This window comes from Halorubrum halophilum (assembly GCF_000739595.1).
GTDB classification, from domain to species: Archaea; Halobacteriota; Halobacteria; order Halobacteriales; family Haloferacaceae; genus Halorubrum; species Halorubrum halophilum.
Genome location: NZ_BBJP01000012.1, coordinates 54,336 through 80,578, shown reverse-complemented (window position 1 = coordinate 80,578; position 26,243 = coordinate 54,336). Strand labels below are relative to the sequence as shown.

23 protein-coding genes and 1 tRNA gene are annotated in these 26,243 nt (G+C 67.2%); 12 read left to right on the top strand and 12 right to left on the bottom strand.

Annotation, left to right across the window (positions count from 1 at the left end; genetic code table 11):
- Positions 1-148 precede the first annotated feature (148 nt).
- The 4 genes from ACP96_RS04225 to ACP96_RS04210 all read left to right on the top strand — a co-directional run bounded on the left by ACP96_RS04225 (position 149) and on the right by ACP96_RS04210 (position 5,645).
- Positions 149-1,747 (top strand): ABC transporter ATP-binding protein, encoded by a 1,599-nt coding sequence (locus tag ACP96_RS04225; RefSeq protein WP_050024515.1) that lies wholly within the window; start codon positions 149-151, stop codon positions 1,745-1,747.
- The gene (locus ACP96_RS04220; RefSeq protein WP_050032345.1) at positions 1,744-3,090 is read left to right on the top strand and encodes an ABC transporter permease; all 1,347 of its coding nucleotides are present in this window, start codon (positions 1,744-1,746) and stop codon (positions 3,088-3,090) included. The genes ACP96_RS04225 and ACP96_RS04220 overlap by 4 nt, the downstream gene beginning before the upstream one ends.
- Positions 3,083-4,135, top strand: a complete 1,053-nt coding sequence (locus ACP96_RS04215; RefSeq protein ID WP_050024511.1) for an ABC transporter permease — start codon at positions 3,083-3,085, stop codon at positions 4,133-4,135. Before ACP96_RS04220 ends, ACP96_RS04215 begins: the two co-directional genes overlap by 8 nt.
- Positions 4,136-4,274: 139 nt before the next feature.
- Positions 4,275-5,645, top strand: coding sequence for a geranylgeranyl reductase family protein (locus ACP96_RS04210; protein WP_050024509.1), 1,371 nt, complete (start codon positions 4,275-4,277; stop codon positions 5,643-5,645).
- A gap of 276 nt (positions 5,646-5,921) precedes the next feature.
- Here ACP96_RS04210 and ACP96_RS04205 read toward each other — a convergent pair.
- The 3 genes from ACP96_RS04205 to ACP96_RS04195 all read right to left on the bottom strand — a co-directional run bounded on the left by ACP96_RS04205 (position 5,922) and on the right by ACP96_RS04195 (position 6,996).
- A tRNA-Leu gene (locus ACP96_RS04205) sits at positions 5,922-6,006 on the bottom strand.
- A 78-nt stretch (positions 6,007-6,084) separates the two neighbouring features.
- Complete coding sequence (locus tag ACP96_RS04200) at positions 6,085-6,435, bottom strand: ferredoxin (protein WP_050024507.1); 351 nt, start codon at positions 6,433-6,435, stop codon at positions 6,085-6,087.
- A gap of 102 nt (positions 6,436-6,537) precedes the next feature.
- A complete protein-coding gene (locus ACP96_RS04195; protein ID WP_050024505.1) occupies positions 6,538-6,996 on the bottom strand; it encodes a DUF5796 family protein in 459 nt (152 codons plus the stop codon).
- Between the two features lie 142 nt (positions 6,997-7,138).
- Here ACP96_RS04195 and ACP96_RS04190 point away from each other — a divergent pair, with 142 nt between their 5' ends.
- The 5 genes from ACP96_RS04190 to ACP96_RS04170 all read left to right on the top strand — a co-directional run bounded on the left by ACP96_RS04190 (position 7,139) and on the right by ACP96_RS04170 (position 10,996).
- Positions 7,139-8,527 (top strand): hypothetical protein, encoded by a 1,389-nt coding sequence (locus ACP96_RS04190; RefSeq protein WP_050032344.1) that lies wholly within the window; start codon positions 7,139-7,141, stop codon positions 8,525-8,527.
- Positions 8,527-8,988: a hypothetical protein gene (locus ACP96_RS04185; RefSeq protein WP_050032372.1), complete on the top strand. Its 462-nt coding sequence runs from the start codon at positions 8,527-8,529 to the stop codon at positions 8,986-8,988. Before ACP96_RS04190 ends, ACP96_RS04185 begins: the two co-directional genes overlap by 1 nt.
- 52 nt (positions 8,989-9,040) lie before the next feature.
- A complete protein-coding gene (locus tag ACP96_RS04180; protein WP_237561610.1) occupies positions 9,041-9,643 on the top strand; it encodes a hypothetical protein in 603 nt (200 codons plus the stop codon).
- A gap of 103 nt (positions 9,644-9,746) precedes the next feature.
- Positions 9,747-10,661 (top strand): shikimate kinase, encoded by a 915-nt coding sequence (locus tag ACP96_RS04175; protein ID WP_050032343.1) that lies wholly within the window; start codon positions 9,747-9,749, stop codon positions 10,659-10,661.
- Positions 10,662-10,702: 41 nt separating this feature from the next.
- On the top strand, positions 10,703-10,996 hold the full coding sequence (locus ACP96_RS04170) for a chorismate mutase (protein ID WP_050024061.1): 294 nt from the start codon (positions 10,703-10,705) through the stop codon (positions 10,994-10,996).
- Positions 10,997-11,115: 119 nt separating this feature from the next.
- On the opposite strand, the gene ACP96_RS04165 is transcribed toward ACP96_RS04170, so the two are convergent.
- From ACP96_RS04165 to ACP96_RS04155, 3 genes are all read right to left on the bottom strand, one after another.
- The gene (locus ACP96_RS04165; protein WP_050024063.1) at positions 11,116-11,502 is read right to left on the bottom strand and encodes a PIN domain-containing protein; all 387 of its coding nucleotides are present in this window, start codon (positions 11,500-11,502) and stop codon (positions 11,116-11,118) included.
- Positions 11,499-11,744, bottom strand: a complete 246-nt coding sequence (locus ACP96_RS04160; RefSeq protein WP_050024107.1) for an AbrB/MazE/SpoVT family DNA-binding domain-containing protein — start codon at positions 11,742-11,744, stop codon at positions 11,499-11,501. Before ACP96_RS04160 ends, ACP96_RS04165 begins: the two co-directional genes overlap by 4 nt.
- Positions 11,745-11,947: 203 nt before the next feature.
- Positions 11,948-12,994, bottom strand: coding sequence for an aliphatic amidase (locus ACP96_RS04155; protein WP_050032341.1), 1,047 nt, complete (start codon positions 12,992-12,994; stop codon positions 11,948-11,950).
- 298 nt (positions 12,995-13,292) lie between these two features.
- Between ACP96_RS04155 and ACP96_RS04150 the strand changes: the two genes are divergently transcribed.
- Positions 13,293-13,667 (top strand): hypothetical protein, encoded by a 375-nt coding sequence (locus ACP96_RS04150; protein WP_050024066.1) that lies wholly within the window; start codon positions 13,293-13,295, stop codon positions 13,665-13,667.
- A 20-nt stretch (positions 13,668-13,687) separates the two neighbouring features.
- On the opposite strand, the gene ACP96_RS04145 is transcribed toward ACP96_RS04150, so the two are convergent.
- The 6 genes from ACP96_RS04145 to ACP96_RS04125 all read right to left on the bottom strand — a co-directional run bounded on the left by ACP96_RS04145 (position 13,688) and on the right by ACP96_RS04125 (position 20,457).
- Positions 13,688-15,781, bottom strand: coding sequence for an ATP-binding protein (locus tag ACP96_RS04145; protein ID WP_050032340.1), 2,094 nt, complete (start codon positions 15,779-15,781; stop codon positions 13,688-13,690).
- A gap of 611 nt (positions 15,782-16,392) precedes the next feature.
- Positions 16,393-17,673, bottom strand: a complete 1,281-nt coding sequence (locus ACP96_RS04140; RefSeq protein ID WP_050032338.1) for an amidohydrolase — start codon at positions 17,671-17,673, stop codon at positions 16,393-16,395.
- A 76-nt stretch (positions 17,674-17,749) separates the two neighbouring features.
- Positions 17,750-18,034 (bottom strand): DUF6360 family protein, encoded by a 285-nt coding sequence (locus ACP96_RS04135; RefSeq protein WP_050024069.1) that lies wholly within the window; start codon positions 18,032-18,034, stop codon positions 17,750-17,752.
- 16 nt (positions 18,035-18,050) lie between these two features.
- Complete coding sequence (locus ACP96_RS04130; RefSeq protein ID WP_050024071.1) at positions 18,051-18,473, bottom strand: universal stress protein; 423 nt, start codon at positions 18,471-18,473, stop codon at positions 18,051-18,053.
- A 45-nt stretch (positions 18,474-18,518) separates the two neighbouring features.
- On the bottom strand, positions 18,519-18,659 hold the full coding sequence (locus ACP96_RS18495) for a hypothetical protein (protein ID WP_154020399.1): 141 nt from the start codon (positions 18,657-18,659) through the stop codon (positions 18,519-18,521).
- A complete protein-coding gene (locus ACP96_RS04125; protein ID WP_050032336.1) occupies positions 18,652-20,457 on the bottom strand; it encodes a nitrite/sulfite reductase in 1,806 nt (601 codons plus the stop codon). Before ACP96_RS04125 ends, ACP96_RS18495 begins: the two co-directional genes overlap by 8 nt.
- 682 nt (positions 20,458-21,139) lie before the next feature.
- Between ACP96_RS04125 and nasA (ACP96_RS04120) the strand changes: the two genes are divergently transcribed.
- Positions 21,140-23,263 carry an assimilatory nitrate reductase NasA gene (gene nasA / locus ACP96_RS04120; RefSeq protein ID WP_050032371.1) on the top strand — a complete coding sequence of 708 codons (2,124 nt, stop codon included), beginning with the start codon at positions 21,140-21,142 and terminating at the stop codon, positions 23,261-23,263.
- A gap of 183 nt (positions 23,264-23,446) precedes the next feature.
- Positions 23,447-25,591 (top strand): assimilatory nitrate reductase NasA, encoded by a 2,145-nt coding sequence (gene nasA / locus ACP96_RS04115; protein WP_050032334.1) that lies wholly within the window; start codon positions 23,447-23,449, stop codon positions 25,589-25,591.
- Positions 25,592-26,243: the final 652 nt, after the last annotated feature.

Below are 26,243 nucleotides of genomic sequence, written 5' to 3'. Positions count from 1 at the left end.
GCACGGCGGCGATGAACCTCGATCGCGGGGTGTTCGAAGCGATCGGCGACCCGCGACTTTTCACTGATCCGATCGATCGACCGATAGTTCCGAGCGCGTCAGTCGGGAATCCGCGCTCTTTTAGGCTCCGACGCGGAGTTACGGGTGAATGAACCCGGCGGTCCACATGGACGGCATCACGAAGCGATTCCCCGGGGTCGTAGCGAACGACGACGTTGATCTCGCGGTGGAGCGCGGGAGCGTCCACGCCCTCCTTGGCGAGAACGGGGCCGGCAAGACCACGCTGATGAACGTGCTGTACGGCCTCTACGAGCCGACCGAGGGGACCGTCTTCCTCGACGGCGAGCCGCAGTCGTTCGACTCGCCGCGCGACGCGATCGACGCGGGCGTCGGCATGATCCACCAGCACTTCATGCTCGTCGACCCGATGACGGTGTGGGAGAACGTCGTCTTGGGCAACGAGCCGAAGACGTGGGGCGGGCTCCGCGTCGACGAGGACGCCGCCCGCGAGGCGGTTGTCGACCTGAGCGAGCGCTACGGCTTCGACGTGGACCCCGACGCACGGATCGAGGACGTCTCGGTAGGGGTCCAACAGCGCGTCGAGATCCTGAAGGCGCTGTACCGCGGCGCCGACGTGCTCATCCTCGACGAGCCGACCGCGGTGCTCACGCCGCAGGAGGTCGAGGACCTGTACGACGTCTTCGAGGAGCTCACCGATCAGGGGAAGACGATCATCTTCATCTCGCACAAGCTCGGCGAGGCGCTGTCGGCCGCCGACGACATCACGGTCCTCCGCGACGGCGTCAACGTCGGCACGGTCGCGACCGACGGCGTGACCCGCGAGGAGCTCGCGGAGATGATGGTCGGCCGGGAGGTGCTGATGGACCCGGCGACGACGCCGCAGGAACCGGGCGACCGAGTACTGGAGGCGACCGACGTCCACGCCGAGGACGACCGCGGCGTCGAGGCAGTGTCGGGAATCTCGTTCGAGATCCGCGCGGGCGAGGTGTTCGGCATCGCGGGCGTCGACGGAAACGGGCAGTCGCAGCTCGTCGAGGCGATCACCGGGATGCGCGAGCCGACAGACGGGTCGATCTCCTACCTCGGCGAACCGATGGCCGGCGAGAGCCGCCGCGAGCACATCGACCGCGGGATGGCCTTCATCCCCGAGGACCGACAGGAGCGCGGGCTGGTGATGTCGTACGACCTGACCGAGAACGGCATCCTCGGGAGCCAGCACGACCCGCCGTTCGCGTCGGGCGGTCGGCTCGACTGGCGGGCCTCGCGGGAGCACGCGGAGTCCGTGATCGAGCAGTACGACGTGCGCCCGCCGAACGCCGACGCCGAGGCGGAGTCCCTCTCCGGGGGTAACCAGCAGAAATTCATCGTGGGCCGGGAGTTCGAGCGCGACCCGGACTTGGTCGTGGCGATGCACCCGACGCGGGGGGTCGACATCGGCTCCACGGAGTTCCTCCACGACCGCCTGCTCGAACTGCGCGCCGAGGGGAAGGCGGTGCTGTTGGTCTCCTCGAAGCTGGACGAGGTGCAGGGGCTCTCCGACCGGCTCGCCGTGATCCACGAGGGCGAGTTCACCGGGGTCGTCGACCCCGGCACGGTGACCGAGGAGGAGATCGGTCTGCTGATGGCCGGCGAGGCCCTCGATGACGACTCCGTCGAGGGGGCCGCGGTCCACGACGCCGCGACCGATCCCGCCGATGACGGCGGGGACGGGGGGGTGGACGCGTGAGTCGCTCCGACGCCGGGGCTGAGGGCGGGGGCGACGCCGACCAGGTCCCCTCGATCGCCCGCCGGGTCGTCTCGCCGTTCGTCGACCGATCGGTCGCCGAGCGCCTCCTGATAAGCGTCGCCGCGATCTTGCTCTCGATCGTCGTCGGGTTCGTCATCGTTCTCGTCTCCGGCCGGATCGCGCAGTGTAGCACCGCGGCGTGGACGATGCCGCTCACCGGGATCGGCTTCTGTTACGACCCGGTCGAGGTGTACCTCGTCCTGTTCAACGGCGCGTTGGGCTACCCGTTCGCGGTGGGCGAGCCGGGGCTGTTCAACCCCAACTGGACCCCGTTCAACCTCTCGCTCGGGCTGACGCTCTCGGAGACGACGCTTCTGATCTTCACCGGGCTCTCGGTCGCGGTCGCGTTCCGCGCCGGGCTGTTCAACATCGGGACGCAGGGACAGCTCGTCGTCGGCGCGCTGGCGACCGCGCTGACCGTGCTCGCCGCGGCGCCGTTCCTCCCGGAAGGACCCGTCGCGGGCGTGGTCTTGATCGTCGTCGGCACCCTCGCCGGCGCGGCCGGCGGCGGGTTCTGGGGCGCGATCCCCGGCGCGCTGAAGGCGTACGCCGACGCCAACGAGGTGATCACGACGATCATGCTCAACTTCATCGCGGCGAACATCGCGTACGTTCTCGTGCTGGAGGTGTTCCGCGCCGAGGGCTCGTCGGTCGTCGCGACCCAGTACGTCCCCGAGCACGCTCAGTACCTGCCGTGGGTCTTCCCGGAGTCCAGCGACTTCGCGCTGCTGGCGCTGCTCGTCGGGCTCGGCTTCATCGTCGGGCTCTACTACCTCGTCGAGCACACCTCGTTCGGCTACGACCTGCGCACGAGCGGGGTGCAGGCGGCCGCGGCCGAGTACGGCGGGGTGAACGCGAAGGCCACGACCGTCCGGGCGATGACGCTCTCGGGCGCGATCGGCGGCGTCGGCGGTTCGGTGTGGGTGTTGATGTCCGAGGGGCGGTGGATGGCGTCGGTCCCCGCGCTCGGCTTCGACGGGATCACCGTCTCCATCCTCGCCGGCAACAACCCGCTTGGCGTGTTGCCGGCGGCGTTCCTCTTCGGGCTGCTGAAGGGCGGCGCCCTGGAGATCGGCTTCCGAACCGACGTGCCGACCCAGCTCGTCGGCGTGTTGCGCGGGCTCATCATCCTGTTCGTCGCCATGCCGGAGTTCTTCCGGATGGCCGGCCGGTACGTCGGCGTGGGATCGACCGGTCCCGGCGGACCCGGTGGGTCGGCCTCAACCTCGGAGGGCACGGACGACGAGGCGACCGCCGTCGGAGGGGGTGAGGCCGATGCGTAATCCGCTCGCGGACGTGACGGTTCCCATCCTCGACGACCTGATCGAGTCCGACTACGTGCGGTCGCTGATCGTCGGCACCGTCGGGGTACTCGGCGCGCTGCTGGTCCTCGGGGCGCTGTTCCCCGACTCCGTCGCGGGCGACCTCTCGGGGATCGTCTTCTCGGCGAGCACCGCGTCGTCGACGGCACGGCTCGCGGCACCGATCGTGCTCGCCGGGCTCGGCGGGATCTTCGCCGAGAAGTCCGGCGTCATCAACATCGGGCTGGAGGGGCTGTTGATCATCTCGGCGTTCGCCTCCGTCTACGTCGCCTCGGTCGTCGGGATCGGCAACGCGGTGCTCGGCGTGCCCGCGATCTGGGTCGGCTTCCTCGCCGGAATCGCCGCGTCGACCGCGCTTTCGGGCGTGTTCGGGATCGTCTGTATCGAGTTCAAGGCCGACCAGATCATCGCGGGACTCGCCGTCTGGCTCATCGCGCTGGGGCTCGCGCCGTTCATGTCGACGGTGTTCTTCGGCGGCGTCAACACGCCAAATCTCGGCGCGAGCGTCGGATGGGAGTACTCCGCCGTCATGGTCATCGCCGCAACGATCGCGTCGTGGTGGGCGCTGAATCGCACCGCGTTCGGCAAGCACCTCCGGGCGGCCGGGGAGAACCCGAAGGCGCTCGACACGGTGGGCGTCTCCGTCTCGAAGGTGCGTCACGCCGGCGTGCTCCTCTCCGGAGTGCTCTCCGGGGTCGGCGGCTCCGCGCTCGCGCTCTCGATCGGCCAGTTCGTCGGGTCCGGCGAGACGATGGTGCAGGGCAAGGGGTTCATCGCCATCGTGGCGTACCTGTTCGGCAACTACAACCCGGTCGGGACGCTCGGGGCTGGCGTGCTGTTCGCCGGGCTCGATGCGGTCCAGATCCGGCTCCAGCAGCTCGGCTACGCGGTCCCGGACACGCTGGTCCAGACGATCCCATACGTCGTCGTGATCGTCGTCCTCGCGCTGGTCGGTCGCACCCAGCTCCCGGAGGCCGCGGGCGAGCACTACGAGACCGAGGACTGAGGGTCGACTCGTCTCCTCCGGTCGCGCTCGCCGTTTTCGCTTCCCCGTCCGTATTTCCCTCGCACCGCGCTCGTGTCGGTCCGAAAGCGACCGAATCGGGAACAAAGAGTTTTGCCACAGGGGCGACCACGCACGAGGTATGAGCATCGACGAGTACGACGTCGTCGTGGCGGGCGCCGGGACCGCCGGCTGTTACGCGGCCGCGACGATCGCGAACGAGGGGCTCGACGTCGTCATCGTCGAGCGGAAGGACGCGGAGGAGGCCGGGCACATTGCCTGCGGCGACGCGCTGAAGGGCGCCGACGCCTTCCCGGAGGCCATCCCGAAAGAGCGGCTCGAACCGGCGTTCACGAACACCGGCGTCGACCACGGGCGCTTCGAGATCCCGCAGGAGGACACCGTCCTCGAAATCCCCGTCCCGGGCGAGCTCGCCGTCATCGACCGCTGGGAGTACGGGCGGCAGATCATCTCGGGCGCGGAGGACGCCGGCGTCGAGTTCCACTACGACACCGTGATCAACGACGTGACCCAGACCGAGGGCGGGCGGGTCACGGGGCTGCGCGCCAAGCGAAAGGGCGATCCGGTCACCTACGAGGCGGACCTCGTCATCGACGGCGCCGGATCGCTGTCGCTGTTACAGGACAAGGCCGACTTCGAGGGGACGACCTTCGACACCAACGTCCGGTACTCGCAGTTCTGCTCGGCGTACCGCGAGATCGTCGAGGTGCCGGAGCCGGTCGAGTGGGACGACGCCCTCGTCTTCAAGGCGACTGACCGCGCCGCGGGCTACCTCTGGTACTTCCCGCGGACCGCGACCGAGATCAACGCCGGGCTCGGCTTCCAGATGAACGAGGAGCCGATGCAGCTCGTCGAGGCGCTGAAACGCGACCTCCGAAACCGCCCCGAGTTCGAGGGCGCAGAGGTCACAGACAAGCTCGGCGCCGCGCTGCCGACCCGACGCCCGTACGACTCGGCGGTCGCGCCGGGGTACATGGCGGTCGGCGACGCCGCGGGCCACGTCAACCCGACCACCGGTGGGGGAATCGCGGGCGCGGCGTACGCGGGCAAGTACGCCGGCGAGCAGGCGGTGAAGGCGGTCTCCGACGGCGACGTGAGCGAGGAGAACCTCTGGCGGTACAACACCCGCGTCATGGACCACTTCGGCGGCCGGTACGCCGGGCTCGACGTGTACAACGTGCTCTCGACCGCGGTCGACGTCGACGACCTGATGGGGCTGCTCGCGGCGCTGCCGGGCGAGAAGCTCGCGGAGGCCCTGTACGAGGGATCGACCTCGATGTCTTTCGGCTTGAAGCTGAAGGCGGCCGTCAAGAGCTTCGGCTACTGGGGGACGATCCGGAACTTCTACCAGACGAAGACGCTCGCCGACGAACTGATCGGCCACTACGACGCGTACCCCACGAGTCCGGCTGCGATGGCGAATTGGACGAGCGAGCGCGACGCGATCATGGACCGGATCTACGAGACGACCGGCGCGGACGCGAAGTACTGAGCCGGAGCGCCGATCGCTGCTCGCGGGTTGCTCGCAGCAGGAGTGCGGGGGAAGGGATTCGAACCTCACTCACTCCGCTCGCTGCGCTCGCTCCGTTCCCTGCTTCGAATCCCTTCTGTGCCGACTGCTGTCGCTCGCGAAGTGCTCGCGACAGCAATGCCGGGGGAAGGGATTCGAACCACAGTCGGACGTGCTCGCTTCGCTGCGCGCGACCTCCTTGATTCGAATCCTTTCTAGTCCGAGACGCGGCGCTCACGGTGTGTGAGCGCCGCGATATGCGGGGGAAGGGATTCGAACCCTCGAACCTCTACAGGAGCGGATCTTAAGTCCGCCGCTTTTGGCCAGGCTCAGCCACCCCCGCGCGGATTCGGATTCCGGCGGCGGGGTCAAACCCCTTTCGAATGTCGGGGCGGCGCCCCGGCACTCCCACTCTGTCTCCCTACCAGTCCACGGAGAGCGTCCCGTCGCCGTGCGGATTCGGCGCGATCTCCTCGTCGGTCCGGCGGTCGACGACGTGGATCACTCCCCGGTCCTTCTTCGCGGGACACACCTCCGCGGCGCGGACGTTCTCTTCCAGTTCGTCCTCGCCGATGTAGTACGACCGCGGCTTCGCCATGCCGCTCTGTACGTCCATCACCCAGTTGTCGCCGACCTCGGCGCACTTGCCCGCCCCGAAGCACTTGTTCGCCTCGAAGACGATCTTGTAGGGCTTCTCCTCGATCGGCGGCCCCTCGCCGCCGATGTCGCTCGCGCGCAGCACCTCGTCGTCGGCGTCCGCCTCGTCACTCATACCCGTTATCGACGCCGACCGAACTTTCGTCTGTCGGTCGTTTTCATCCGGCGGTCGTTCCCGTCGGCGGTCGCTCTCGTCGCCGTCGTTCCCATCGATCGCTCACCGATGCGCGTCGAGGCCGTCCGCCGGCGCCTCGACGATCTCGTAGCTCCCCTCCGTCCACCCGTCCTCGACGAAGACGAACACGCGGCCGCCGGCGACCTCGGGGTCGGCGATCACCTCGTTGCGCTGACCCTCCCGCCCGACGATCACGCCGGGGAACACCTCGTCGCGCTCGCCGTCCTCGACCATGACCCGGCCGACGCCCGAGTCCTCTAAGATCTCGTCGTCGGTGTTGTAGTCGTTGACGTACGTCATCACCCCCTCCGTCTCGGTCGGGTCGGTGACGAGCACGTGCGTCTCCTTGCCCGGACCGGCGGTCACCGATCCCTCGACGGCGTCCGGGACGCCGCGATAGAGGGTGGTCCGACCGTCGAGGTACTCGACGACGATGCCCTCCTCGCGGAGGTCGATCCCGATCGACGTGGGGGGAACGTCGCTGCGTGAGGGTGCTGACATACGCGTCGTTCGGTGCGCGCGCCTCAAAAGGGGCGCGCTCGGCGGTCGGCGCTCGAGGGGATCGCCGCGGTCGCCCCCGCCGGCCTCACTCGCGAGAATCGGGGATGCTACATTTAAGGGCCCTCCGCCGGGAGGGTACCCTATGCAACGGACGCGACGGGGCCTGTTGGGCGTCGGCGCCGCCGCAGCCGTCGGGCTCTCCGGGTGTCTCGGCGTCGAGGGCGTCGAGTATCCCGACGCGGACGCCGAGGATCCCTCGAACGCGGGCGACGGGGCCGGCGGCGATGACGGCGGCGACGGCGAGAGCGACGGTGCCGACGAGGAGCAGGCTGACGGCGACGATCCGGAGCCGGTCGCGAACGAGGCGCTCGCGGCGGCGACCCGGAACGTCGTCGACGACGCGGTCTGGTTCGCGACCGAGTACCCGTCGGCGATCCGGACGTATCGGAACGCGATCCGCGGGGTCGTCAGTGACATCGACGCCGTCCGGAGCACGGCCGACGAGGACGACACGGTGACCGTCGAGATGGCCGACCGGCTCGACGAGGCCGGCCGCGCGGCCGCCGACACCGCCGCCGACGCGCTGGAGCCGCACTTTTACCCCCGCTCCCGGATCGTCTCGCGGACCGAGCGCCACGTCGAGGCGCTGCGGACCTTCGCTCCCCGCGGCGACGTCGACCGCTTCCTCGAAGAGCTCTCGCGGATGCGCCGCGGCTTCGCCTCCGACATCACCGAGACCTACGTCGACGAGGCGTTCTCGCGCGATCCGATTCATAACCGCCTCTTGAACCGCCTGCTGCACCCCTTCCCAGAGGACGACGCCGAGGGTCGTCGGGTCCGCGGCGAGGCGTTCGCGGAGCTCGGACTCGGAGATCGGGGGTTCTCGACGTTCGCACACGAGCCGTACGACGACGAAGAGTACGACCGAAACCGGATCCCGCGGATCTACGGAAGCGCGTTCGGGGCGGCCCGACGCGATGAGCTGCGCGCGCGCCTCGGGCCGATACCGCGCGCCGAGGACCGGACCGCGGAGCTGTTCGTCGCGTTCGCGACCCGCCCCGAAGCCGGCAACCGCCCGAGCCAGACGTTCGAGGGGTGGGCCCACGAACTCGACGGCGTCCCCGTGTACGTCCAGCGGTACCCGGACCCGGCGACGGCGAGCGACCGACTCGGCGAGGCGATCGCCGCCGCGTCGACCGAGGGGCGCGCGCCCATCGACCCCGACGCCACCGCATCGGGCTCCGACTTCTCCGGGAACGCGACCGCGGAGAGTGGTGGCGGTGAGGGTGAAGGAAACGAGACTGACGACGACGGCGACGAGCCGACGTATCGGGGGCCGACACGCTGGCATCGCCTCTACCACCACGAGGCCGAGGGCGAGCGCTACGGGTTCGACGAGCACGCCGGCGTCCAGTACGGGTACGTCGTGCAGGCGGGTGAGTTCGTGCTCGCGACCGGCTTCTCGGGCGACGCGTGGGAGGAGCGAACCGGCTGGCAGGGCCAGCTGGCGAACGGGTGGGCGGTGGTCTGATGAACGGGAACGGAGTCGGTCTCACGGCGGCGGTGTTCGCGGTCGTCGGCGCCGGCGTCGGCCTCGTCGCCGCCGCGACCACCGGCTGGGCGGAGGCCGCGCTCGCCACGGCGGCCACCGGCGAAACCGCGCGGTTCGGCCCGGTGTTCGTCGCGCAGTCGTACCTCGCCGTCACCGCCGCCGCGCTGGTCTTTGCGCCCCTCCTCGCCGGCGTGCTCGGCGTCCTCGTCGGGTCGCGGGCGTACGATGCGCGGGAGGCGGCCGCGACCTGCGGGCTCGGGGGCGGGCTCGGCGCGCTGGCGTACGGGCTCGTCGTCGTCGTCCTCGTCGTCGCGTCGCAGGGCGAGGCGGCGGCGCAGGCCCACGGGATCGCGGACGCGTTCGGATCGATACTCACGACCGCGGTCGTCGCCGCCGTCGTCGGCGCGGTGACCGGCGTGCTCGGGTCGGTGACGGGGTGACCATGTCGGCCCGAGCCCTCACCCGACACGACCGCGGGACGATCCGACGCCCATGTTTAGGGCGCTCGCCGACGTGGAGGGAAGCGTGACGCGTCCCCTCTCTCGGCGGCGAGTGTTGGCTGCTGCCGTTCCCGGCCTGCTTGCCGGCTGCCTCGTGGAGTCGAGCGAGGAGGGCGCTGAGGGGCCGAGCGAGAGCGCCGACGCGGGACCTAGCGCCGAGAGCGGTTCCGCGGACGACGGCGCACCCGAGTCGCTCGACGCCGGCGAGACCGCCGATCAGGCCGACGGCAACGGCACCACCGATCAGCTCGGTCCTGACGGGTCCGGACTGGTCGTCACGGAGGCCGAGGTGGTCGACGTGACCAACGAGGGGGCCCAGACGAGGGTGGAGGCGGAGATCACGGTGGAGAACGCCGGACGATTCACCTACGGGACCGTCGAGCTTCGCGTGGACGCGTACGCGACGGGACTGCGAGACCGGAAGCCGGTCGGATACGACTACGCGCTCGAGTCGTTCTCCGCCGGAAACCGGTTCGACGACGGGATGCGGCGGTTCGAAGCCACGATATACGTCCCCAACAGCGAGACGCACACCCGACCGGACCCGGACTGGTACGATATCGACGCCGCGGTTCGGCGCGCGGAGCCGGCCTGAGTGCGGTGACACTCCGGTACCCCCACACTCCCCCGACTCTGACCGCTCCGAGAGACTCGCCGTGATCGCTACCTCTTTGTCCGCGCTCGCGAGCCGTGAGTACATGGAGGGACGGGCAGCGGCGCTCGGCGCCGGAACCGTGTTGAACGCGCTCGCGACGGGCACCGGCGCGGCCTTCGGTATCGGCGTCGAGACGCGCGCGACGGTGACGCTCGACTCGGACGCCGACGGCGTGCGCGGCGAGATCGCCGAGGACTCCGACGCCGACACCGCCCTGATCGAGCGCTGCGTCGCGCTCGCGACCGAGCGCTGGGGCAACGGCGAGGGGGGATCCGTCCGGACCGACAGCGACGTTCCCCTCGCGGCGGGCCTCAAAAGCTCCAGCGCGGCCGCCAACGCGACCGTGCTCGCGACCTGCGACGCGCTCGGGCTAACGGTGGGGGACGAAGCGGACGGCGTCGGCGACGACTCGGACGACCCCACGGTCGACGTCACCCGCCTCGACGCCTGCCGGCTCGGCGTCCGGGCGGCCCGCGAGGCGGGCGTCACGGTCACGGGCGCGTTCGACGACGCGACCGCCTCGATGCTCGGCGGCGTGACCGTCACCGACAACGGCGAAGACGAGTTACGCTCGCGCGAGACCGTCGACTGGAACGTCCTCGTGTGGACCCCGCCCGAGCGCGCCTACAGCGCTGACGCGGACGTGGCCCGCTGTGAGGCCGTCGAGCCGATGGCGGATCTCGTCGCCGACCTCGCGCTCGACGGGCGGTACGCCGAGGCGATGACCGTCAACGGACTCGCGTTTTCCGCCGCGCTCGGCTTCGACGCCGACCCCGCGGTCGAGGCGATGCCCCACGCCACCGGGGTGTCGCTGTCGGGGACCGGCCCGAGCGTCGTCGCCGTCGCGGACCCCGATGACCCCGAGACCGACCTCGACGCGGTCGCCGACGCGTGGGGCGACCGCCCCGGAACCCTTCGGCGAACCACCACCAGAAACGACGGCGCGACCATCGAGTGAGAACCTGCGAGCACATCACCAACCGACCCCACCACCTACCAATGAGCGACACACCCAACACCGAGGACCGAAGCCTCGACGAACTGCGGCACGAGATCGAAGACATCGACCGCGAGATCGTGGAACTGATCGCCCGCCGGACCTACGTCGCCGACACGGTCGCGGCCGTGAAAGACGAGCGCGACCTCCCCACCACCGACGAGGGTCAGGAGGAGCGCGTGATGGAGCGCGCCGGCGAGAACGCCGAGCAGTTCGATGTGGACGCCAACTTGGTAAAAGCGATCTTCCGGCTGCTGATCGAGCTGAACAAGGTAGAACAAAGAGAGAGTCGATAGCCGAGATAACAGGTGCTCTAGTGCCTCTATCTACATCGTAGTGGGTTAGCACGTCGATTCATGATACCGCCTTGCAAATTTTGGGGTCGACGAGCAGCCAGCAAATTCGACTAGATCTGTTACTTCTCGTTGGTCGGTTCGAGTGGGACTCGTTCGACCTCAATATCTTCGTAGTCTTTCTCGGACGAGAGCACGTCCATCCCACGCGTTTCCGCAGTCGCCGCGTGGAACGCGTCGAACGACGTCATCCCCTCGTCGTAGTAGTTGACGGCTTTCAGAACGACTTGTTTCTCCTCCTCGTTTCGCACGGGGACGAGTTCGAGCAGGTTTGCTACCAGCGGAACGTAGTCGAACTCGTACCGTTCCCGGGCGAGGAGGAGTTCGAGGTACGAGAACGATGACGTTTCGACGTCGTACTCATCGAGGGCGTCCTCTGCCGAGCTTTGTAACCAATCGGTATCTTTGGCGAGTGCGAGCAGGAAATCCGTCTCGACGTACACCGTCATCTGTCGCTGCCGGCTTCCGCAGCTTCGTCTTTCGCCTCCGCCTCGATGTCTCCCCTGATTTCCTCGACGGACGCATCGTGAAGCTCACCCGCCGCTTCGCGGACAGCGGCGAGTGGATCGCCCGCGACCGGGATCAGCTCGATTCTGTCCTCGTACATGACGATGTGATACTTCTGACCGTACTTCTCGCGCACCTCTTTCGGGATGTACAGCCGCCCCTGTGCATCCGTTTCTGCTGACATAGAGAAGAATATGTTACCACAGACAAAGAATCTTACCATCAAGTTGGCGCTGATGGTTCCAACAATATCTTTTCAATAGTGTGTATGGTGAATTTCACCCATTTGAACAAGGTAGAGCAAAGAGAGAGCCGGTCGCTCAGTCGAGGCCGAGACTCAGCTGTAACGCCTCGTCGACTTCAGCCATCGGGGGTCCGTCGAGTGAATCAGTCGTCGTCACTCGGTGCGTCCATCTTTTCCATCGAGAGTCCCTCGACAGGTGCATCCGGGGTTCCAGTCGTCGACCGAGTGAGTTGCTCGATGTTCTCTTCGGTTTTCCCCGGGTTATTCACCCAGTCGTCGTAGAAGTCGAAGGGATTCTCGGCTTCCCCGTCTCCCAACCCCGCGTCTTCGGTCGAGGTGTATCCGCGGTGAAGCAGTTTGTACAAGTGGTTCTGGCTCTGCCAGTTCGCCCGCGCATCGCGGATCTCCGGCACGGACAACTCCGCATACTGCCACACGTCTTCGTTACTGCCACATTCTCCGAGAACGCGGCCATCGAATCCGATGATGTTTGAGTTCCCGAAGAAGGAGTACACCTCGTCATTTCCGGCGAGGTTTGCGACCGCCACATAGGCGTTGTTCGACCACGCGGCACTACGGGCGACGATTTCCTGCTGCTCTGCTGCGGGATACATGTATCCCTGACAGCGTACAACGAGTTCGGCACCCTTGTACGCGCAATCTCGCCATATCTCGGGATAATTCCCGTCGTCGCAGATTATGAGGCTGATCTTCAGCCCTTTCGGACCCTCCGTAACGTACGTCTGGTCACCTGCAGTCCAACCTTCAACGGGAGTCCACGGGATGATTTTCCGGTATTTCTGCCGGATCTCGCCTTCGTCGTCGATGAGTAGAAGGGTGTTGTACGGGTTACGGTCCGGATGATCTTCGTGTTTTTCTCCCGTGATCGAGAAGACGCCCCACACATCGTTCTCCCTGCACGCTCGTGAGAAGATCTCCGTTTCCGGTCCCGGAACCTCCGTCGCCAGCTCCATCATAAGGTCCTCATCATACGTGATTCCCTGCGTGGAGTACTCCGGGAAGATGACGAGGTCTAGACCGGGTGCCCCGGTTTTCATGCCCTCTATCTTGTCGGCGATGTTCTCGCACTGTTCTAGTACTTCCTCTTTCGAATCTGGGCTCGGTGCAGCAGTCTGGTGAACTGCGACGCCAACTGCGTCACCCGATGACGAAATGTCTCCATGCCTCATGACGTGTAGCACCACCCCGCTTCCTAACTTATATCTTCTCCCGAATGAGGTATTATATCCTTAATTAAGGCTTATCTGAAACAGTCTGGGAAGAATAATAGGACATATATTCTCTAGAATCTTCTTTCACTAAAGTCTATCAAATTATATTTTGAGATATTCTGATTCAGAGTGTCTATAACTGACTTGTTCAAATATTCATAGTTAGAACCGCCCAGAGTGAGGTGATCGGACGCGAGCATGCCGCTCGTCTGACTGGTTTTTATATTCATTGGCGTGGTGTTTGACATCTTGACACATGATCTCTGATCTCCCCGTAGAGAGCGTGAACGGCCAGGAAGAATGGAACTGGAACGAGCAGCAGGCGGCTCGAACGGCGCCGAACGCATCGATAAGTAGCGCGGACCGGCGGCCTGACGGCACCGAACGCGCCGCTCCTCCCGAACGAACCGTCGCCGCGCAACGCGAGGTTCGACGCCTCGAAGCGGAAGTCGGAGCGCTCGAGTCGGAACTCGAACAGACGGAGCAACGCTTAGAACACGTTATCGAGCAGTACGAACGGGTTCTCACCAGGAAGAACCAACAGCTCGACGAGCAGGAGGAACCAGCTTCGGGGCGTTCCTCACGCACCGTCAGATCCGTTCTCTCTCGGTGGATCCCCGGTGGCTGGTGAGAAGCCCGCGGCGGCGCCGGCTACTCGTCGCGGACCGACCGCTCGGCGATCCGACGTGCAGCCTCGCTTAGCTCCGAACCGCTCTGGTCCCCTTCGGAGTTCGGATTGGCGTCGCCGTCCGCGTCCGTCCCGCGCGATTCCGAGCCCGTTTGCCCCGTATTCTCGACGAGACCGTCGAGGATCGAGTCCGCTCCGGGCGTGTCGGCCACGTCGTTCTCGTCGTCCACGGTCTCATCGGTCGCATCGGCACCGTCAGCGATCTCGTCCGAATATCCGGGCGGAGTAACGCCGTCAGCGGCGGTCGAGCCGTCGGAGTCCCCGGTGACTGCCGCCGGATCCGCGTCCGGGGGGTAGCTCCGCTCGGCCGGCGGGACGAAGGCGGTCTCGACGGCGCGGACGATTTCGCGGACGCTCTCCTCGTCGAGCCGATCGGCGTACGCCTCGCGGATCAGGTCTGGGACTGCGTAGGCGTAGTGGCCCCTGCCGGCGTGGCGGATGAGCCCCGCCCGGCGGACCGGTCGGTGGCGGCTGTACGCGTGGCCGGAGTCGCCGTCGCCGCCGGCGTCGATATGGGCCGCGACGGGGTCGCTGACGCCCTCGCGGCGGTAGTGACGGAGCATCCCCTGCGAGAGATCCGGGAGCGATTCGATCCGGCTCCGGAGCTCCTCGATGACGGCCTCGCGGGTGCCGAGTTCGACCGCGTCGTCGAACCGGAGCGCGCTCTCGGCCACGTCGGCGCGCGTGACCGGGTCCACGTCGTCGACGGGATCGTCGACCTCGGCGGCGGGGATCGACCCGTCGGCGTCGTCTGCGTCGGCGTCCGCGTCGACCTCGATACCGCCGTCGTCGGTCGAAGCCTCCCCGTCGGTCGGCGTTCCGCCGGCGCCCTCGGTCGCGGCGTCCCCGTCGTTCTCCGTCGCGGCGTCCCCGTCGCTCTCGGTCGCGGCGACCGCCTCGTCGTACGACTTGAGCACGGACTGGTCGCCGTCCTCACCCTCGTCGCTTCCGGGATAGCCGCCCCCGCCGGCGATGGGTCCGCCGCCCCCGCCTCGGTAGGGCGCCTCGGCCTTCCCGAGGAGCGCCTGCGCGAACTGGTCGGCCATGTTGCTCAGGTCGCGGGCCTCTTCCAACTCGCCCTCGAGCTCGGCGATCCGCTGGTCCCGCTTCTCGAGCTCTTGTTTGAGGTCGGCGATCTCGGACTCGCGGCGCTCCTTCTCGTCGGAGATCGACTGGAGCTCGCCCACGAGGTCGCTCGAGACCGACTTGAGTTCCGGGCGCTCGAAGTCGTCGAGCCCGGGCGTCGCGCCCGCGTCGAACGTCTGCTTGCGGTGGAACTGGATCCGACGGATCGACTCGTCCCAGTCGGTCATCAGGAACGCCTCGCCGTCGCCGAGGTCCTCGACGGCGCTGGCGTACTTCGAGCCCAAGATACGTCCCACGACCTTCGTGTCGTTGTCCCACGTGAGCCGGTGCCAGCAGAGCCAGTCGCACTGGGTGATGAAGTCCTTTTTCACGTCGGCCGGACGCTGGCTGATCCCGACGATGCCGAGGCCGTGTTTCCGGCCGCGCTTACCCACCTTGATCAGCATCTTGCCCGTCTCGTCCATCCCGCCGCCCTCGGGGATGTACTCGTGGCACTCCTCGATCACGAGCAGGAAGGGTTTCTTCAGGCGCTTCTCCTTGGCGAACAGCTGTTTGACGACCTCCAAGATCAGCTTGTTGGCGGTGTCCTCCTCGAGGTAGCCGGAGACGTCGAGGATGATCGGGACGTTCTGTTCCAGCGCGAGCGTCGCGAGCTTCTCGGCGTGTTCCGGGGAGACGACGATGTCGCACTCGTCGTCGGCGCCGGCGTGGAGAATCTCGTACTCCTCCTTGAGCCCGTAGTACTCCCCGTCCGTGTCGACGATCATCACCGGGAACCCGTTGTCGAGGAGGTTCTCGATGACGACGGACGCGGTGTTGCTCTTGCCGGACCCGCTTTTGCCGGTAATAAACGATCGGCCGGTGAGCACGTCGACGACCGGGAGCTCCACCGGCGAGCCCGGCTCCGCCGTCGCGTCGCCGCCGATCCCCTCGCTGACGTCCGCGACGTGGATCGTCTCCTCCTCGCTCATACCCGTGAGAGGTGGCGCCCGCCTCATAAACCATCGCCTCGCTCGACGATCAGACTCGTACGGGAACCGGTGTGATTGACGATGGGAGTGGGTATAGCGAGTTAGGTGAGTGGCTGTTTATACGTGATCGAGTGGTGTTGCTGTCGGCTGTTTATCCGTGATCCATGCTGCTGCGGTGAAGACCTCCAAAGCCCCAGCCGCTGCGGGCGGCGCACGCTCGCTGCGCTCCTCACTCAGTCGCTATCGCTCCTTCGCTGCGGTGCTTCCGTCGCCTGCGCCGCCCGCAGCGGCTGCCCCTTTGAGTCCCACCCGGCACCGCGACCGCACCTCTCACCTCCCCAGCCTCGTCGGCCGCCCTCCGCGTTGCTTCGGGCGCCCGACTCCCTCGCACCGTCGGTGAGCGGCCCACTGGGCCGCTCACCGGGGCGCGCCACTGCCGTGTTCATTTATAAGCGATCGTCGCTGTCGCTCAAGTCTTTTTAAATATGCTCCTGCCACCGACGATCTGCAATACTCATTCCCGCTATCGAGCGGGAAGCGATAGAGCTCCAGTGAACGATTCAGTCGGAAACAACGAAGTTCCGATTCTCCGCTGCACCGCTTCTCCCGCTTCAGGGCCGCGTCTCGGCGACCGTCCGGATCGCGCCCGCGAGCACGTCGATTCCGACCGCGATGTCGCCTTCGACCACGTCGAACGTGCTCGTGTGGTGGCCGCCGGGATGGTCGGTGCCGACGCCGACGTAGCAGGCGAGCCCGCCGCGCCGCTGGACCGACTGCATCAGGTAGGTGGCGTCCTCGGAGCCGCCCAGATCGGCGCGGTCGACGATCTCGGTGACGCCGGCGACGCCGCCGGCGACCTCGCCGACGATCCCGGCGAGCGCGTCGTCGCTCGTCGCGCTCGGCGCCTCCCCCTTCGTCGAGACCGCGACCTCACAGTCGTGCATCCCGGCGGCCGACTCCAGGATCCGGTCGGCGTGGTCGGACATGTACTCCGCCAGTTCGGTCGTCGCGCCCCGGAGCTCGCCCTCGATGAGCGACTCCTCGGGGATGACGTTCGTCGCCGTGCCGCCGCCGACGATCCCGGCGTTCACCCGGGTCGGGCCGTCGGCGTGGCGGGGGATCGCGTAGAGGTTCTGGACCGCCGCCGCCATCGCCTGCACCGCGTTCCGTCCCTGTTCGGGTCGCGCGCCAGCGTGCGACGGCTCGCCGGTGAACTCCGCGAGGAAGTGCCGCACGGCGAGGAACCCGTCGACGCCGCAGACGATCTCGCCCGAGGGGTGATCTAAGCCGACGTGGACCGCGTACAGGTAGTCCACGTCGTCGAGATGTCCCGACTCCGCCATCGGCTTGCCGCCCGCGACCTGCTCTTCGCCCGGCTGGAAGAACACCTTGAGCGTACCCGAGAAGTCGGAGTCGAGCACCGCGTCGAGGGCACCGAGCCCCATCGTCGCGTGCGCGTCGTGGCCGCACGCGTGCATGTACCCCTCGCGCTCCGACCGGAACCCCTCGGCTGCGGGGACGTGGTCGGCGTCGTCGGACTCGGTCACCGGGAGCGCGTCGATGTCGACTCGGAGCCCGACCACCGGGCCGGGACCGCGATCGGCGACCGCGACGCAGCCGGTGTACCCGCCCGAGAGCCGGTCGACGATCTCCGGGTCCGCGCCCGCGTCGCGCGCTCGCTGCTCCCAGTCGGCCAGATCCTCGTCGTCGGGGACGTTCATGCGGTCGTCGGTCGCCAGCGCGTCGGGGCCGACGTGCAGGGCCGTGAGGTCGCGCTCGCGGAGCTCCTCGACGATCCGGGCGGTGGTGTAGAACTCGCGCCACGCCGGCTCAGGGTGGCGGTGCAGGTCGCGGCGGAACGCGCGGTACGCATCGTCGTCGAGAGCGCTCATACCGGCGAGAGGCCGCGATCGGGCTTAAACGATCGCGTGGCGGTGCGACTCGCTCGCTTCGCGGCCCCTCTGCTCGTCACTCCGAACCGTCTCCCTCAACCCGGTCCGCGTACCGCGTCAGCGCGGCAGCGACCGTCCGGGCCTGCTCGGGCGTGAGATCGACCCGGTCGGCGTGGTTCGGGAGCCGGTCGACGTCGAGGCCGTCGAGTTCGAACTGCAGTTCGACGCGGTCGGGCCGCTCGTCGGAGGTAGTGACGTTCAACACGCCCGTGCCGTCCTCGGTCCAGTCGTAGCCGACGGCCGCCCCGTCGACGAACTCCAGCGTGGTGGACGCGGTCACCGACGTGATTCGCTCGTTCATCTCGCTTGCGGACCGATCATTCCGGAGTCCGAACCGTGAACACGGGTACGTCGGCGGTCCGAACGACCTTCTCCGTGACGCTCCCGAGCAGGTACTTCTCGATCCCGCTGCGTCCCCGCGTCCCCATGACAATCATGTCGGTCTCGTCGTTCGCGTACGTCGTGATCTTCGTGTGTGGGTCTCCGTCTTCGATCCGCGTGACCACGTCGAGGTCCTCGTCGCGGAGCCGCCGCTCGAACTCGTCGATCACCTCCTCGCCCTCGGCGCGGAGGGAGTTGACGTTCTTGCTGCCGCCGGCGCCGACACCGGCGTACGTCGTGTCCACGACGTAGAGGACGTGGACCCGCGCGTCGAAGGCCTCCGCCTGACTCACCGCGTGCGGGAACGTCCGTTTCGATGCCTCGCTGCCGTCGGTCGGGAACAGAATTTCGTCGTACATGTCCTGAGTGGGAATCGGTCGACTACCAAGGCCGACTACGCCGGCCTACCAGCCGAACAGCTCCGGCGCGACGTCGGCCGACGCGTGTTGCGCGCGGTCGTCCGCGGAGCCCTTGGGGGCGGTCGCGGAGCCGTCGGGGGTGACTCCGGCCTCGTCCGCCGCCGGATCGGTCAATCGGTCAGTCATCCGACGAAGCCACCTCGGGATTCGCCGCCGTCGTCCCCTCCTCGGCGAACGGGTACCACGACTGCTTCGCGTCGGTGAGCGTCGGGTCCGCGTAGTCGGTCTCCTCGGGCTCGCAGAGTTCCCCGAGCGTCTCGTTGTCGGTCGCAGCCGCCCACTCGCGGAACGTCTGGCCCGGCTCGCGGCGCTCCGCGAACGCCTCGATCAGGTTCCGGATCGCGCCGGGGGCCTCGTCGGCCGGGACCCGCTGTTGGACGTAGTCGACGAAGGAGGGATCCTCGCCCATCCCGCCGCCGACGCCGATGTCGACCGCCTCGACCATCTCGCCGTCCTTCCGCGCTCGCATCCCGAGCAGGCCGATGTCCGCCGTGTTGGCCTGCCCGCAGTCGGCGGTACAGCCGGAGAAGTGGATCTTCAGCTGTTCGACGTCGTCCGGCAGGTCGACGTTGTCGCGGAGCCAGCGGAGCATCGTCGCGGTCCGAGTCTTGGTCTCGACGAGCGCGATCGAGCAGAACTCGGTGCCGGTACACGCCATCGCGCCGCGGACGAAGGGATTCGGCTTGGGCCGGTGTTTCGCGAGCAGCGGCTCCGCGAGTAGCTCCTCAACTTGATCGGGCTCGACATCGACGATGATCGGGTTCTGCCGGCGCGTGAGCCGGACTTCGCCGGAGCCGTACTCGTCGGCGAGGTCGGCGAGCTCGATGGCCTCCTCAGCAGGCAGCCGGCCGACCGGGACGCTGAGGCCCACGTACCGCCTGCCGTCGCCCTGCTCGTGGACGCCGGTGTAGTCTTTCTTCCCGTCGTCGGGAGCTGACCCGGCGTTGTACGTGTACTCGTCGCGGATGTCCTCGCCGGCGGTCCGCAGGTCGCTCTCGACGTACTCCTCGTCGAGCAGGTCGCGGATCCACTCGGTGCCGTGGTCGTCGACGAAGAAGCGCGAGCGGTTCTTCGCGCGGACTTGGCGGTCGCCGTGGTCGTGGTACAGCTCGACGAAGCCGCGGACCACGTCGTACGCTTCGTCCGGGGTCACGAACACGTCGAGGGGGCGAGCGACGCGGGGCTCGCGACCGCCGAGCCCGCCGCCGACGCGGACGTTGAAGCCGAGCGTCTCCTCGCCGTCGCCGGACTCCGTCCGGCTGCCCGTCGAGGTTCCCTCGACGCTGTCGATTTCCTTTCTGGCGGGTTCGAGACCGATGTCGTTGATCGCGTCCTGCGCGCCGCCCTCGGGGGTCCCGGAGATGCTGATGTTGAACTTCCGGGGCATGTTACAGAGGTCGTCGTCGCCGCGGATCTCCTCTTGGAACCGTTCGAGCAGCGGGAGCGTGTCGATCACCTCGTTCGCGTCCTTGCCGGCGACCGGGCTGCCGGAGATGTTCCGCATCGTGTCGCCGCCCGACGAGCGGGTGGTGACGCCGACGGACTCCAGCTTCTCCCAGATCTCCGGGATGTCCTCCAGCTTGATCCAGTGAAGCTGGACCGACTGGCGGGTGGTCAGGTCGATCCAGCTGTCGCCGAACTCGGGGTTTGACACCGGTCCCGACGCGTAGTCGCGGGCGACCTCGGCGATCGCGCGGAGCTGATCGGGCTTCAAGATCCCGTTGGCGTTCGTCAGCCGCATCATGAAGTAACCCTCTTGGCCCGAGCGCTGGTGGAAGACTCCCCAGAACTTGAACCGAGTGAACCACGCGTCCCGCTCGTCCTCCGGGATCGACTCGAACCCGGTCTCCGCGAACTCCAGCAGCTTCTCCCGCACCTCGTCGCCGTACAGCTCCGATTTCCACTCCTCCTTTTTGTTGGCCATTACCGATCACCCTCGTCAGTGGTGTACAACTCTACTGCATTTATATTGGCCGAATGGTGGGCCATCTCGGTTAGAACTTCATAGGATAGCATAAAATACTTCGCTTTTTATAAAATCACAAAATATGTCTGATAACGGCGCGATCGAAAAGGCGGCCGTCTGAGCAGGGTACATTTCTCTCTATGGAGAGAGAAATTATATATGTAGTACCGAAGCCAGCCAGAAGTTCACAAATACAAATGGCCTTCGCGGATCGATGCGAGTCGGAAATTCATCCGGACGGGTCGGAAGTTACCCGGCGCGGGTCGGAGGTGCCTCGGAGCGGCTTGAAGGCGTTCGACGCGGCGCGAAGGTGTGATCCGGACGAGCGTATCAGGGTTGTCGGTTCGGGTCCCCCGCGTGTGTCCGTGGGCGACGCGTACATGGGCGACGAACGCCTGCCCAAGCATGCGCGTGTTTATTTAGAAATACAGCTAATAGATGGACATTTATTTTTGAAACACCGCTAAGTTGGCCATACCAAAACAATTATACTGCTGATTGGGTATGTGATATTCAGAAACAAACTGATGCGACACTACGTGTGCGGGCCACCTATTTCGGACCGGTCACGGATCGGAACCGCTGGCGGATCGGTCGCTCCAGCGCGGCGCGGAACCGTCTCCGAGAGGTGTCCCCGCCGATGAGTGAGTGGACGCCGACGACGTGTATGCGGTGTGCGGTCGGCTGCGGCCACCTGCAGCAGGGGTACACCAACAACTACGGCCTCGACACCGTCCGGGGCGACGCGTCACACCCGGTCAACCGCGGCCTCGCCTGTCAGCGCGGGATCAACGAGACCGCGGACCCCAACGGGGAGTGGCTGACGCGTCCCCTTATCAGGGAAGACGGGAACCTCATCCCCACCAGTTGGGAGACGGCGATCGGAACCGTCGTCTCGCGTATCGAGGACGCCCTCGCCGAGACGCGGGATGGCGTCGCGGTGCTGGGAAGCGGCCAGCAGACGAACGAGGCGGCGTACGCGCTGGGGAAGCTCGCGCGCGGCGGCTTCGGCACCCGGTACTACGACGCCAACACCACCCTCTGTATGGCCTCGGCCGTCACCGCCTACTACCAGGCGTTCGGGAGCGACGCGCCGCCGCCGACCTACGAGGACATCCCCGACGCCGAGACCCACGTGATCTGGGGTGCGAACCCCGCGGTGGCACACCCGGTGATGTACCGGTGGATCGCCGACAGCGCGAGCGACGACGACAGCGAACTGATCGTCGTCGACCCCGTCGAGAGCGAGACCGTCGACGACGCGGATCTCCACGCGCAGATCGAGCCCGGAACCGATCTGGCGTTCGCTCGGGCTGTGCTCGCGCGGATCGTCGCCGACGACGCCGTCGACCGCGAGTTCGTCGCCGAGGCGACGACCGGCTTCGAGGCGACAGTCGACTCGCTACCCGCGGTCGAAGAGGCCGCGGAGACCGCCGGCGTCTCGGTCGAGACGGTCGAGCGCGTCGCCGACGCCATGACCGACTCGACCCTTGTGTACTGGGGGATGGGCGTCAACCAGAGCGTGCAGGGAACCGCGACCTCCCGGGCGCTCATCGACCTCTGTCTCGCGACGGGGAACCTCCGGCCCGGAAGCGGGCCGTTCTCGCTGACCGGACAGGCGAACTCGATGGGGACCCGCGTCTGCTCGTCGAAGGGGACGTGGCCCGGTCAACGCGAGTTCACCGATCCGGAGCAGCGCCAGTTCATCGCGGATGCGTGGAACATCCCCCGAGATCGGCTCCCGGACGACCCCGGGCCGGGACCGGTCGGCATCGTCGACGCCGTCGCGGACGGGCCGCCGGAGGTGTGTTGGACGGTGGCGACGAATCCGGTCGCGGGGATGCCGGACGCGAGTCACGTCAAGAGCGCCCTCGAAGACACGTTCCTCGTCGCGCAGGACGCGTTCCGGACCGAGACGGTCGAGCTGGCCGACGTGGTGTTGCCGGCGGCGACGTGGGGCGAGTCCGAGGGGACCGTCACCAACATGGAGCGCCGGATCTCGCGGGTCCGCGCCGCCACGGAGACCTCCCCGAAGATCAAGCAGGACCTCGACATCATCGTCGCGATCGGCGCCGCGATCGACGAGGAGCTGTTCCCGCAGTCGACGGTCTCGCCGGAATCGGTGTTCGGCGAACTGCGCGGGCTGACGGCGGGGACGCCGGCGGACCTCTCGGGGATCTCGTACGACCGGCTGGAGGCGGGGCGGGCGGTTCGGTGGCCCGCCCCGTCGCCCGAGGAGGAGGGCGGCTACCGCTACGCCGATGCCGACGGGTGGTCGTTCCCAACGCCGTCGGGTCGCGCGCGCTTCTCGACGGGCGCCCACGACGGCCTCGCGGAGCCGACTGACGACGACTACCCGCTGACCCTCACGACCGGCCGACAGGCCGACGCGTACAACACCGGCGTCCGCAGCCGGGGGGACGGGAGCGCCGGGAGCGACGCGCCGCCGATGGCGCGGATCCATCCCGAGACCACGCTGGAGTACATCGAGGCGTTCGACCGCGGGAAGACGGTCGTCTCGTCGCGCCGGGGATCGGCGACGATCGCGGTCAACCCGGACGACGGCGTGCCGAAGGGGATGGTGTGGCTGCCGATCCACCACCCGGCCGTGAACGTCCTCACGCTCCCGGTCGTCGACCCCGAGTCCGACGAGCCGAACCTCAAACAGTGCGCGGTCGACGTTCGGGCGCCGCAGCCGTCGAACCCGCTGGTCCACGAGGGACAGCCCACCGCGGACGGCGAGCCCGCTCCGACGGACGACTGACGGTCTGCCGCCGTTCCGTCGGCGCTCACGCCGACCGTCTCGGCGCTTATACTACATTATTGTCCGTGTGAAAAAAGAGTTATACCAAATGAGAAAAAACAATAGCCCAAACATATTCGAGAACAAAACACGAATGTCTATAATAACGAGATTTATCGGGGCGTTCCCGAACCGATATCGACAATGACTGATCGTAAGCCAACAACGTGTATGCGGTGTGCGGTCGGCTGTGGGTATCGACAGCGTGGCGGCGCCGGCGGGCGGCTCGTCGACGTTCGCGGCGACGACGCCCACCCGACGAACGAGGGAGAGACCTGCAGCCGCGGGGTCCGCGAGACGGTTGACCCGAGCGGCGAGCGGGTGACCGAACCGCTGATCCGCCGCGGCGGGACGCTCCAGCCGGCCGACTGGGACACCGTTCTCGGGACGGTCTCGATGCGTATCATCGAGGCGCTCAGGAAGGGGAACAACAACGTCGCCGTCTTGGGAAGCGGCCAGCAGACGAACGAGGCGGCGTACGCGCTGGGGAAGCTCGCGCGCGGCGGCTTCGGTACCCGGTACTACGACGCCAACACCACCCTCTGTATGGCCTCAGCGGTGCAGGCGTACATGCAGGCGTTCGGGAGCGACGCGCCGCCGCCGACCTACGAGGACGTCCCCGACGCCGAGACCCACGTGATCTGGGGCGCGAATCCGAAGATCGCCCATCCCGTGCTGTACCGGTGGATCGCCGACAGCGCGAGCGACGACGACAGCAAACTAATTGTCGTCGACCCCGTCGAGAGCGAGACGGCTGCCGACGCCGACCTCCACGTCCGACCGGAGCCGGGGACCGATCTGGCGCTGGCGCGGGCCATGCTCGCGCGGGCCGTCGAGGACGGCCTCGTCGACCGCGAGTTCGTCGAGCACCACACCGAGGGATTCGAGGCCATGGTCGGGTCGTTGCCCGACATCTCCGTCGCGGCCGAGACGGCCGGGGTGTCGGTCGAGCGCGTCTCCGAGTTGGCCGCGGCGTTCGACGCTCGGACCCTCGTCTACTGGGGGATGGGAGTCAACCAGAGCGTCCAAGGGACGGGAACCGCCCGCTCGCTGATCGATCTGTGTCTGGCCACCGGTAATCTGGGACCGGGAAGCGGGCCGTTTTCGCTGACCGGGCAGGCGAACTCGATGGGGAACCGCGTCTGCGCCTCGAAGTCGTCGTGGCCGGGGTACAGACCGTTCGACGACGTGGATCATCGGAAGACGATCGCGAGGGAGTGGGGCGTTCCCCTGAGCCGACTCCCCGACTCGTCGGGGCCGGGGTTCGTCCGGATCATCGACGAGCTGGCGCGGGACAACATCGACGTCTGCTGGACGGTGGCGACGAACCCGGTCGCGGGGATGCCCGACGCGAATCACGTCGAAAGCGCCCTCGACGACACGTTTCTGATCGCCCAGGACGCGTTCCGGTCCGACACCGTCGAGCTGGCCGATGTGGTGTTGCCGGCGGCGACGTGGGGCGAGTCCGAGGGGACGGTGATGAACATGGAGCGGCGCGTCTCGCGGGTCACGGCGGCGCGCGAGCCGCCGGACGGCGTTCGGCAGGACGTGGACATCATCGGCGCGGTCGCCGACCGCATCGTCCCGGACCTGTTCGAGTCGACGCGGCTCGACCCCGAAGCGCTGTTCGACGAGCTCAGCGCCCTGACGCGCGGGACGACGGCCGACCTTTCGGGGATCTCCTACGAGCGACTCTCCGAGGAGCTGGCCGTCCGGTGGCCCGCGCCGGACGAGACCGGCGAAGGCGGATACCGGTACTACGTCGGGGACGGGGGTGAGACCACGGCCAACGACGCCGACAGCCCGTGGTCGTTCCCCACCGACTCGGGCCGAGCGCGGTTCTCGAACACGTCTCATCGGGGCGTGCCGGAGCCGATCGACACGGAGTACCCGCTCACGCTCACCACCGGTCGGCGTCCGGACGTGTACAACACCGGCGTCCGGACGCGTTCCGACGCCGGCGACGGGGACGAGAGCGCGACGGCCGCGCGGATGCACCCCGAGACGATCGCCGACCACCTGCGAGCGTTCGACCGGGGAGAGACGGTGATCGAGTCCCGTCGCTCCGCGGTGACGGTCAGCGTTACGCCCGACGCCGACGTGCCGCCGGGGCTCGTCTGGCTCCCGGTCCACAACCCGGCGGCCAACGAGCTGACGCTGTCCGCCGCGGACCCGGAGTCGGCCGAGCCGAATCTCAAGCAGTGCGCGATCAGTCTGAGCGCTCCCGACCGCACGAGCACCGATCTTACCGGGAGCGGGAAGGCGAATGGCACGAGTTCGTACTCCTGATCCGGCCCCGTTGGATTCCTCAGAAAGAGCGAGAGCCTGTCTCGTGTGCGGTCGATACAGACACAGCAGCGAGAGAACACGGGAGTGAGTGTTGCAGATCGGTGGTGGCAAGAGCGTATTTAAAAAGACATGAGCGACTGCGACGATCGCTTATAAAGAACGATGCGGTGGCGCGCCCCGGTGAGCGGTCCTATGGGCCGCTCACCGACGGTGCGAGGGAGTCGCTGGCGCCGTCGGCGCCAGCGACGAGGCTGGGGAGGTGTGAGGCTGCGGTGCTGTGCGGTGGGGTGGGACTCAAAGGGGCAGCCGGCGAGGACGGTGCAGGCGACGTAAGCACCGCAGCGAAGGAGCGGTAGCGACTGAGTGAGGAGCGCAGCGAGCGTGCACCGTCCTCAGCGACTGGGGCTTTGGCAGTGTTCACCGCAGCACTATCGATCGCTTATAAACAGCCGACAGCAACACCACTCGATCACTTATAAACCACCACTCACCCAACTCGCTATACCTACTCCCGCTATCGAGCTCGGAGCAGTATTCAGCAAACCACTGTTTCAGCCTAAGACCTCTGAGGAGTTAAATTTCAGCAGAATTACGGATCCTCCATCACCATTAAAGAATTAAAACAGATCACGAGAATCCGGTGTGGGGTGTC

Bases quoted from the DNA above. Each gene is read 5' to 3' on its own strand.
- ACP96_RS04225 (WP_050024515.1), top strand. From the start codon at position 149: ATGAACCCGGCGGTCCACATGGACGGCATCACGAAGCGATTCCCCGGG.
- ACP96_RS04215 (WP_050024511.1), top strand. From the start codon at position 3,083: ATGCGTAATCCGCTCGCGGACGTGACGGTTCCCATCCTCGACGACCTG.
- ACP96_RS04210 (WP_050024509.1), top strand. From the start codon at position 4,275: ATGAGCATCGACGAGTACGACGTCGTCGTGGCGGGCGCCGGGACCGCC.
- ACP96_RS04200 (WP_050024507.1), bottom strand. From the start codon at position 6,435: ATGAGTGACGAGGCGGACGCCGACGACGAGGTGCTGCGCGCGAGCGAC.
- ACP96_RS04195 (WP_050024505.1), bottom strand. From the start codon at position 6,996: ATGTCAGCACCCTCACGCAGCGACGTTCCCCCCACGTCGATCGGGATC.
- ACP96_RS04190 (WP_050032344.1), top strand. From the start codon at position 7,139: ATGCAACGGACGCGACGGGGCCTGTTGGGCGTCGGCGCCGCCGCAGCC.
- ACP96_RS04185 (WP_050032372.1), top strand. From the start codon at position 8,527: ATGAACGGGAACGGAGTCGGTCTCACGGCGGCGGTGTTCGCGGTCGTC.
- ACP96_RS04180 (WP_237561610.1), top strand. From the start codon at position 9,041: ATGTTTAGGGCGCTCGCCGACGTGGAGGGAAGCGTGACGCGTCCCCTC.
- ACP96_RS04175 (WP_050032343.1), top strand. From the start codon at position 9,747: ATGGAGGGACGGGCAGCGGCGCTCGGCGCCGGAACCGTGTTGAACGCG.
- ACP96_RS04170 (WP_050024061.1), top strand. From the start codon at position 10,703: ATGAGCGACACACCCAACACCGAGGACCGAAGCCTCGACGAACTGCGG.
- ACP96_RS04165 (WP_050024063.1), bottom strand. From the start codon at position 11,502: ATGACGGTGTACGTCGAGACGGATTTCCTGCTCGCACTCGCCAAAGAT.
- ACP96_RS04160 (WP_050024107.1), bottom strand. From the start codon at position 11,744: ATGTCAGCAGAAACGGATGCACAGGGGCGGCTGTACATCCCGAAAGAG.
- ACP96_RS04155 (WP_050032341.1), bottom strand. From the start codon at position 12,994: ATGAGGCATGGAGACATTTCGTCATCGGGTGACGCAGTTGGCGTCGCA.
- ACP96_RS04150 (WP_050024066.1), top strand. From the start codon at position 13,293: ATGATCTCTGATCTCCCCGTAGAGAGCGTGAACGGCCAGGAAGAATGG.
- ACP96_RS04145 (WP_050032340.1), bottom strand. From the start codon at position 15,781: ATGAGCGAGGAGGAGACGATCCACGTCGCGGACGTCAGCGAGGGGATC.
- ACP96_RS04140 (WP_050032338.1), bottom strand. From the start codon at position 17,673: ATGAGCGCTCTCGACGACGATGCGTACCGCGCGTTCCGCCGCGACCTG.
- ACP96_RS04135 (WP_050024069.1), bottom strand. From the start codon at position 18,034: ATGAACGAGCGAATCACGTCGGTGACCGCGTCCACCACGCTGGAGTTC.
- ACP96_RS04130 (WP_050024071.1), bottom strand. From the start codon at position 18,473: ATGTACGACGAAATTCTGTTCCCGACCGACGGCAGCGAGGCATCGAAA.
- ACP96_RS18495 (WP_154020399.1), bottom strand. From the start codon at position 18,659: ATGACTGACCGATTGACCGATCCGGCGGCGGACGAGGCCGGAGTCACC.
- ACP96_RS04125 (WP_050032336.1), bottom strand. From the start codon at position 20,457: ATGGCCAACAAAAAGGAGGAGTGGAAATCGGAGCTGTACGGCGACGAG.
- nasA (WP_050032371.1), top strand. From the start codon at position 21,140: ATGAGTGAGTGGACGCCGACGACGTGTATGCGGTGTGCGGTCGGCTGC.
- nasA (WP_050032334.1), top strand. From the start codon at position 23,447: ATGACTGATCGTAAGCCAACAACGTGTATGCGGTGTGCGGTCGGCTGT.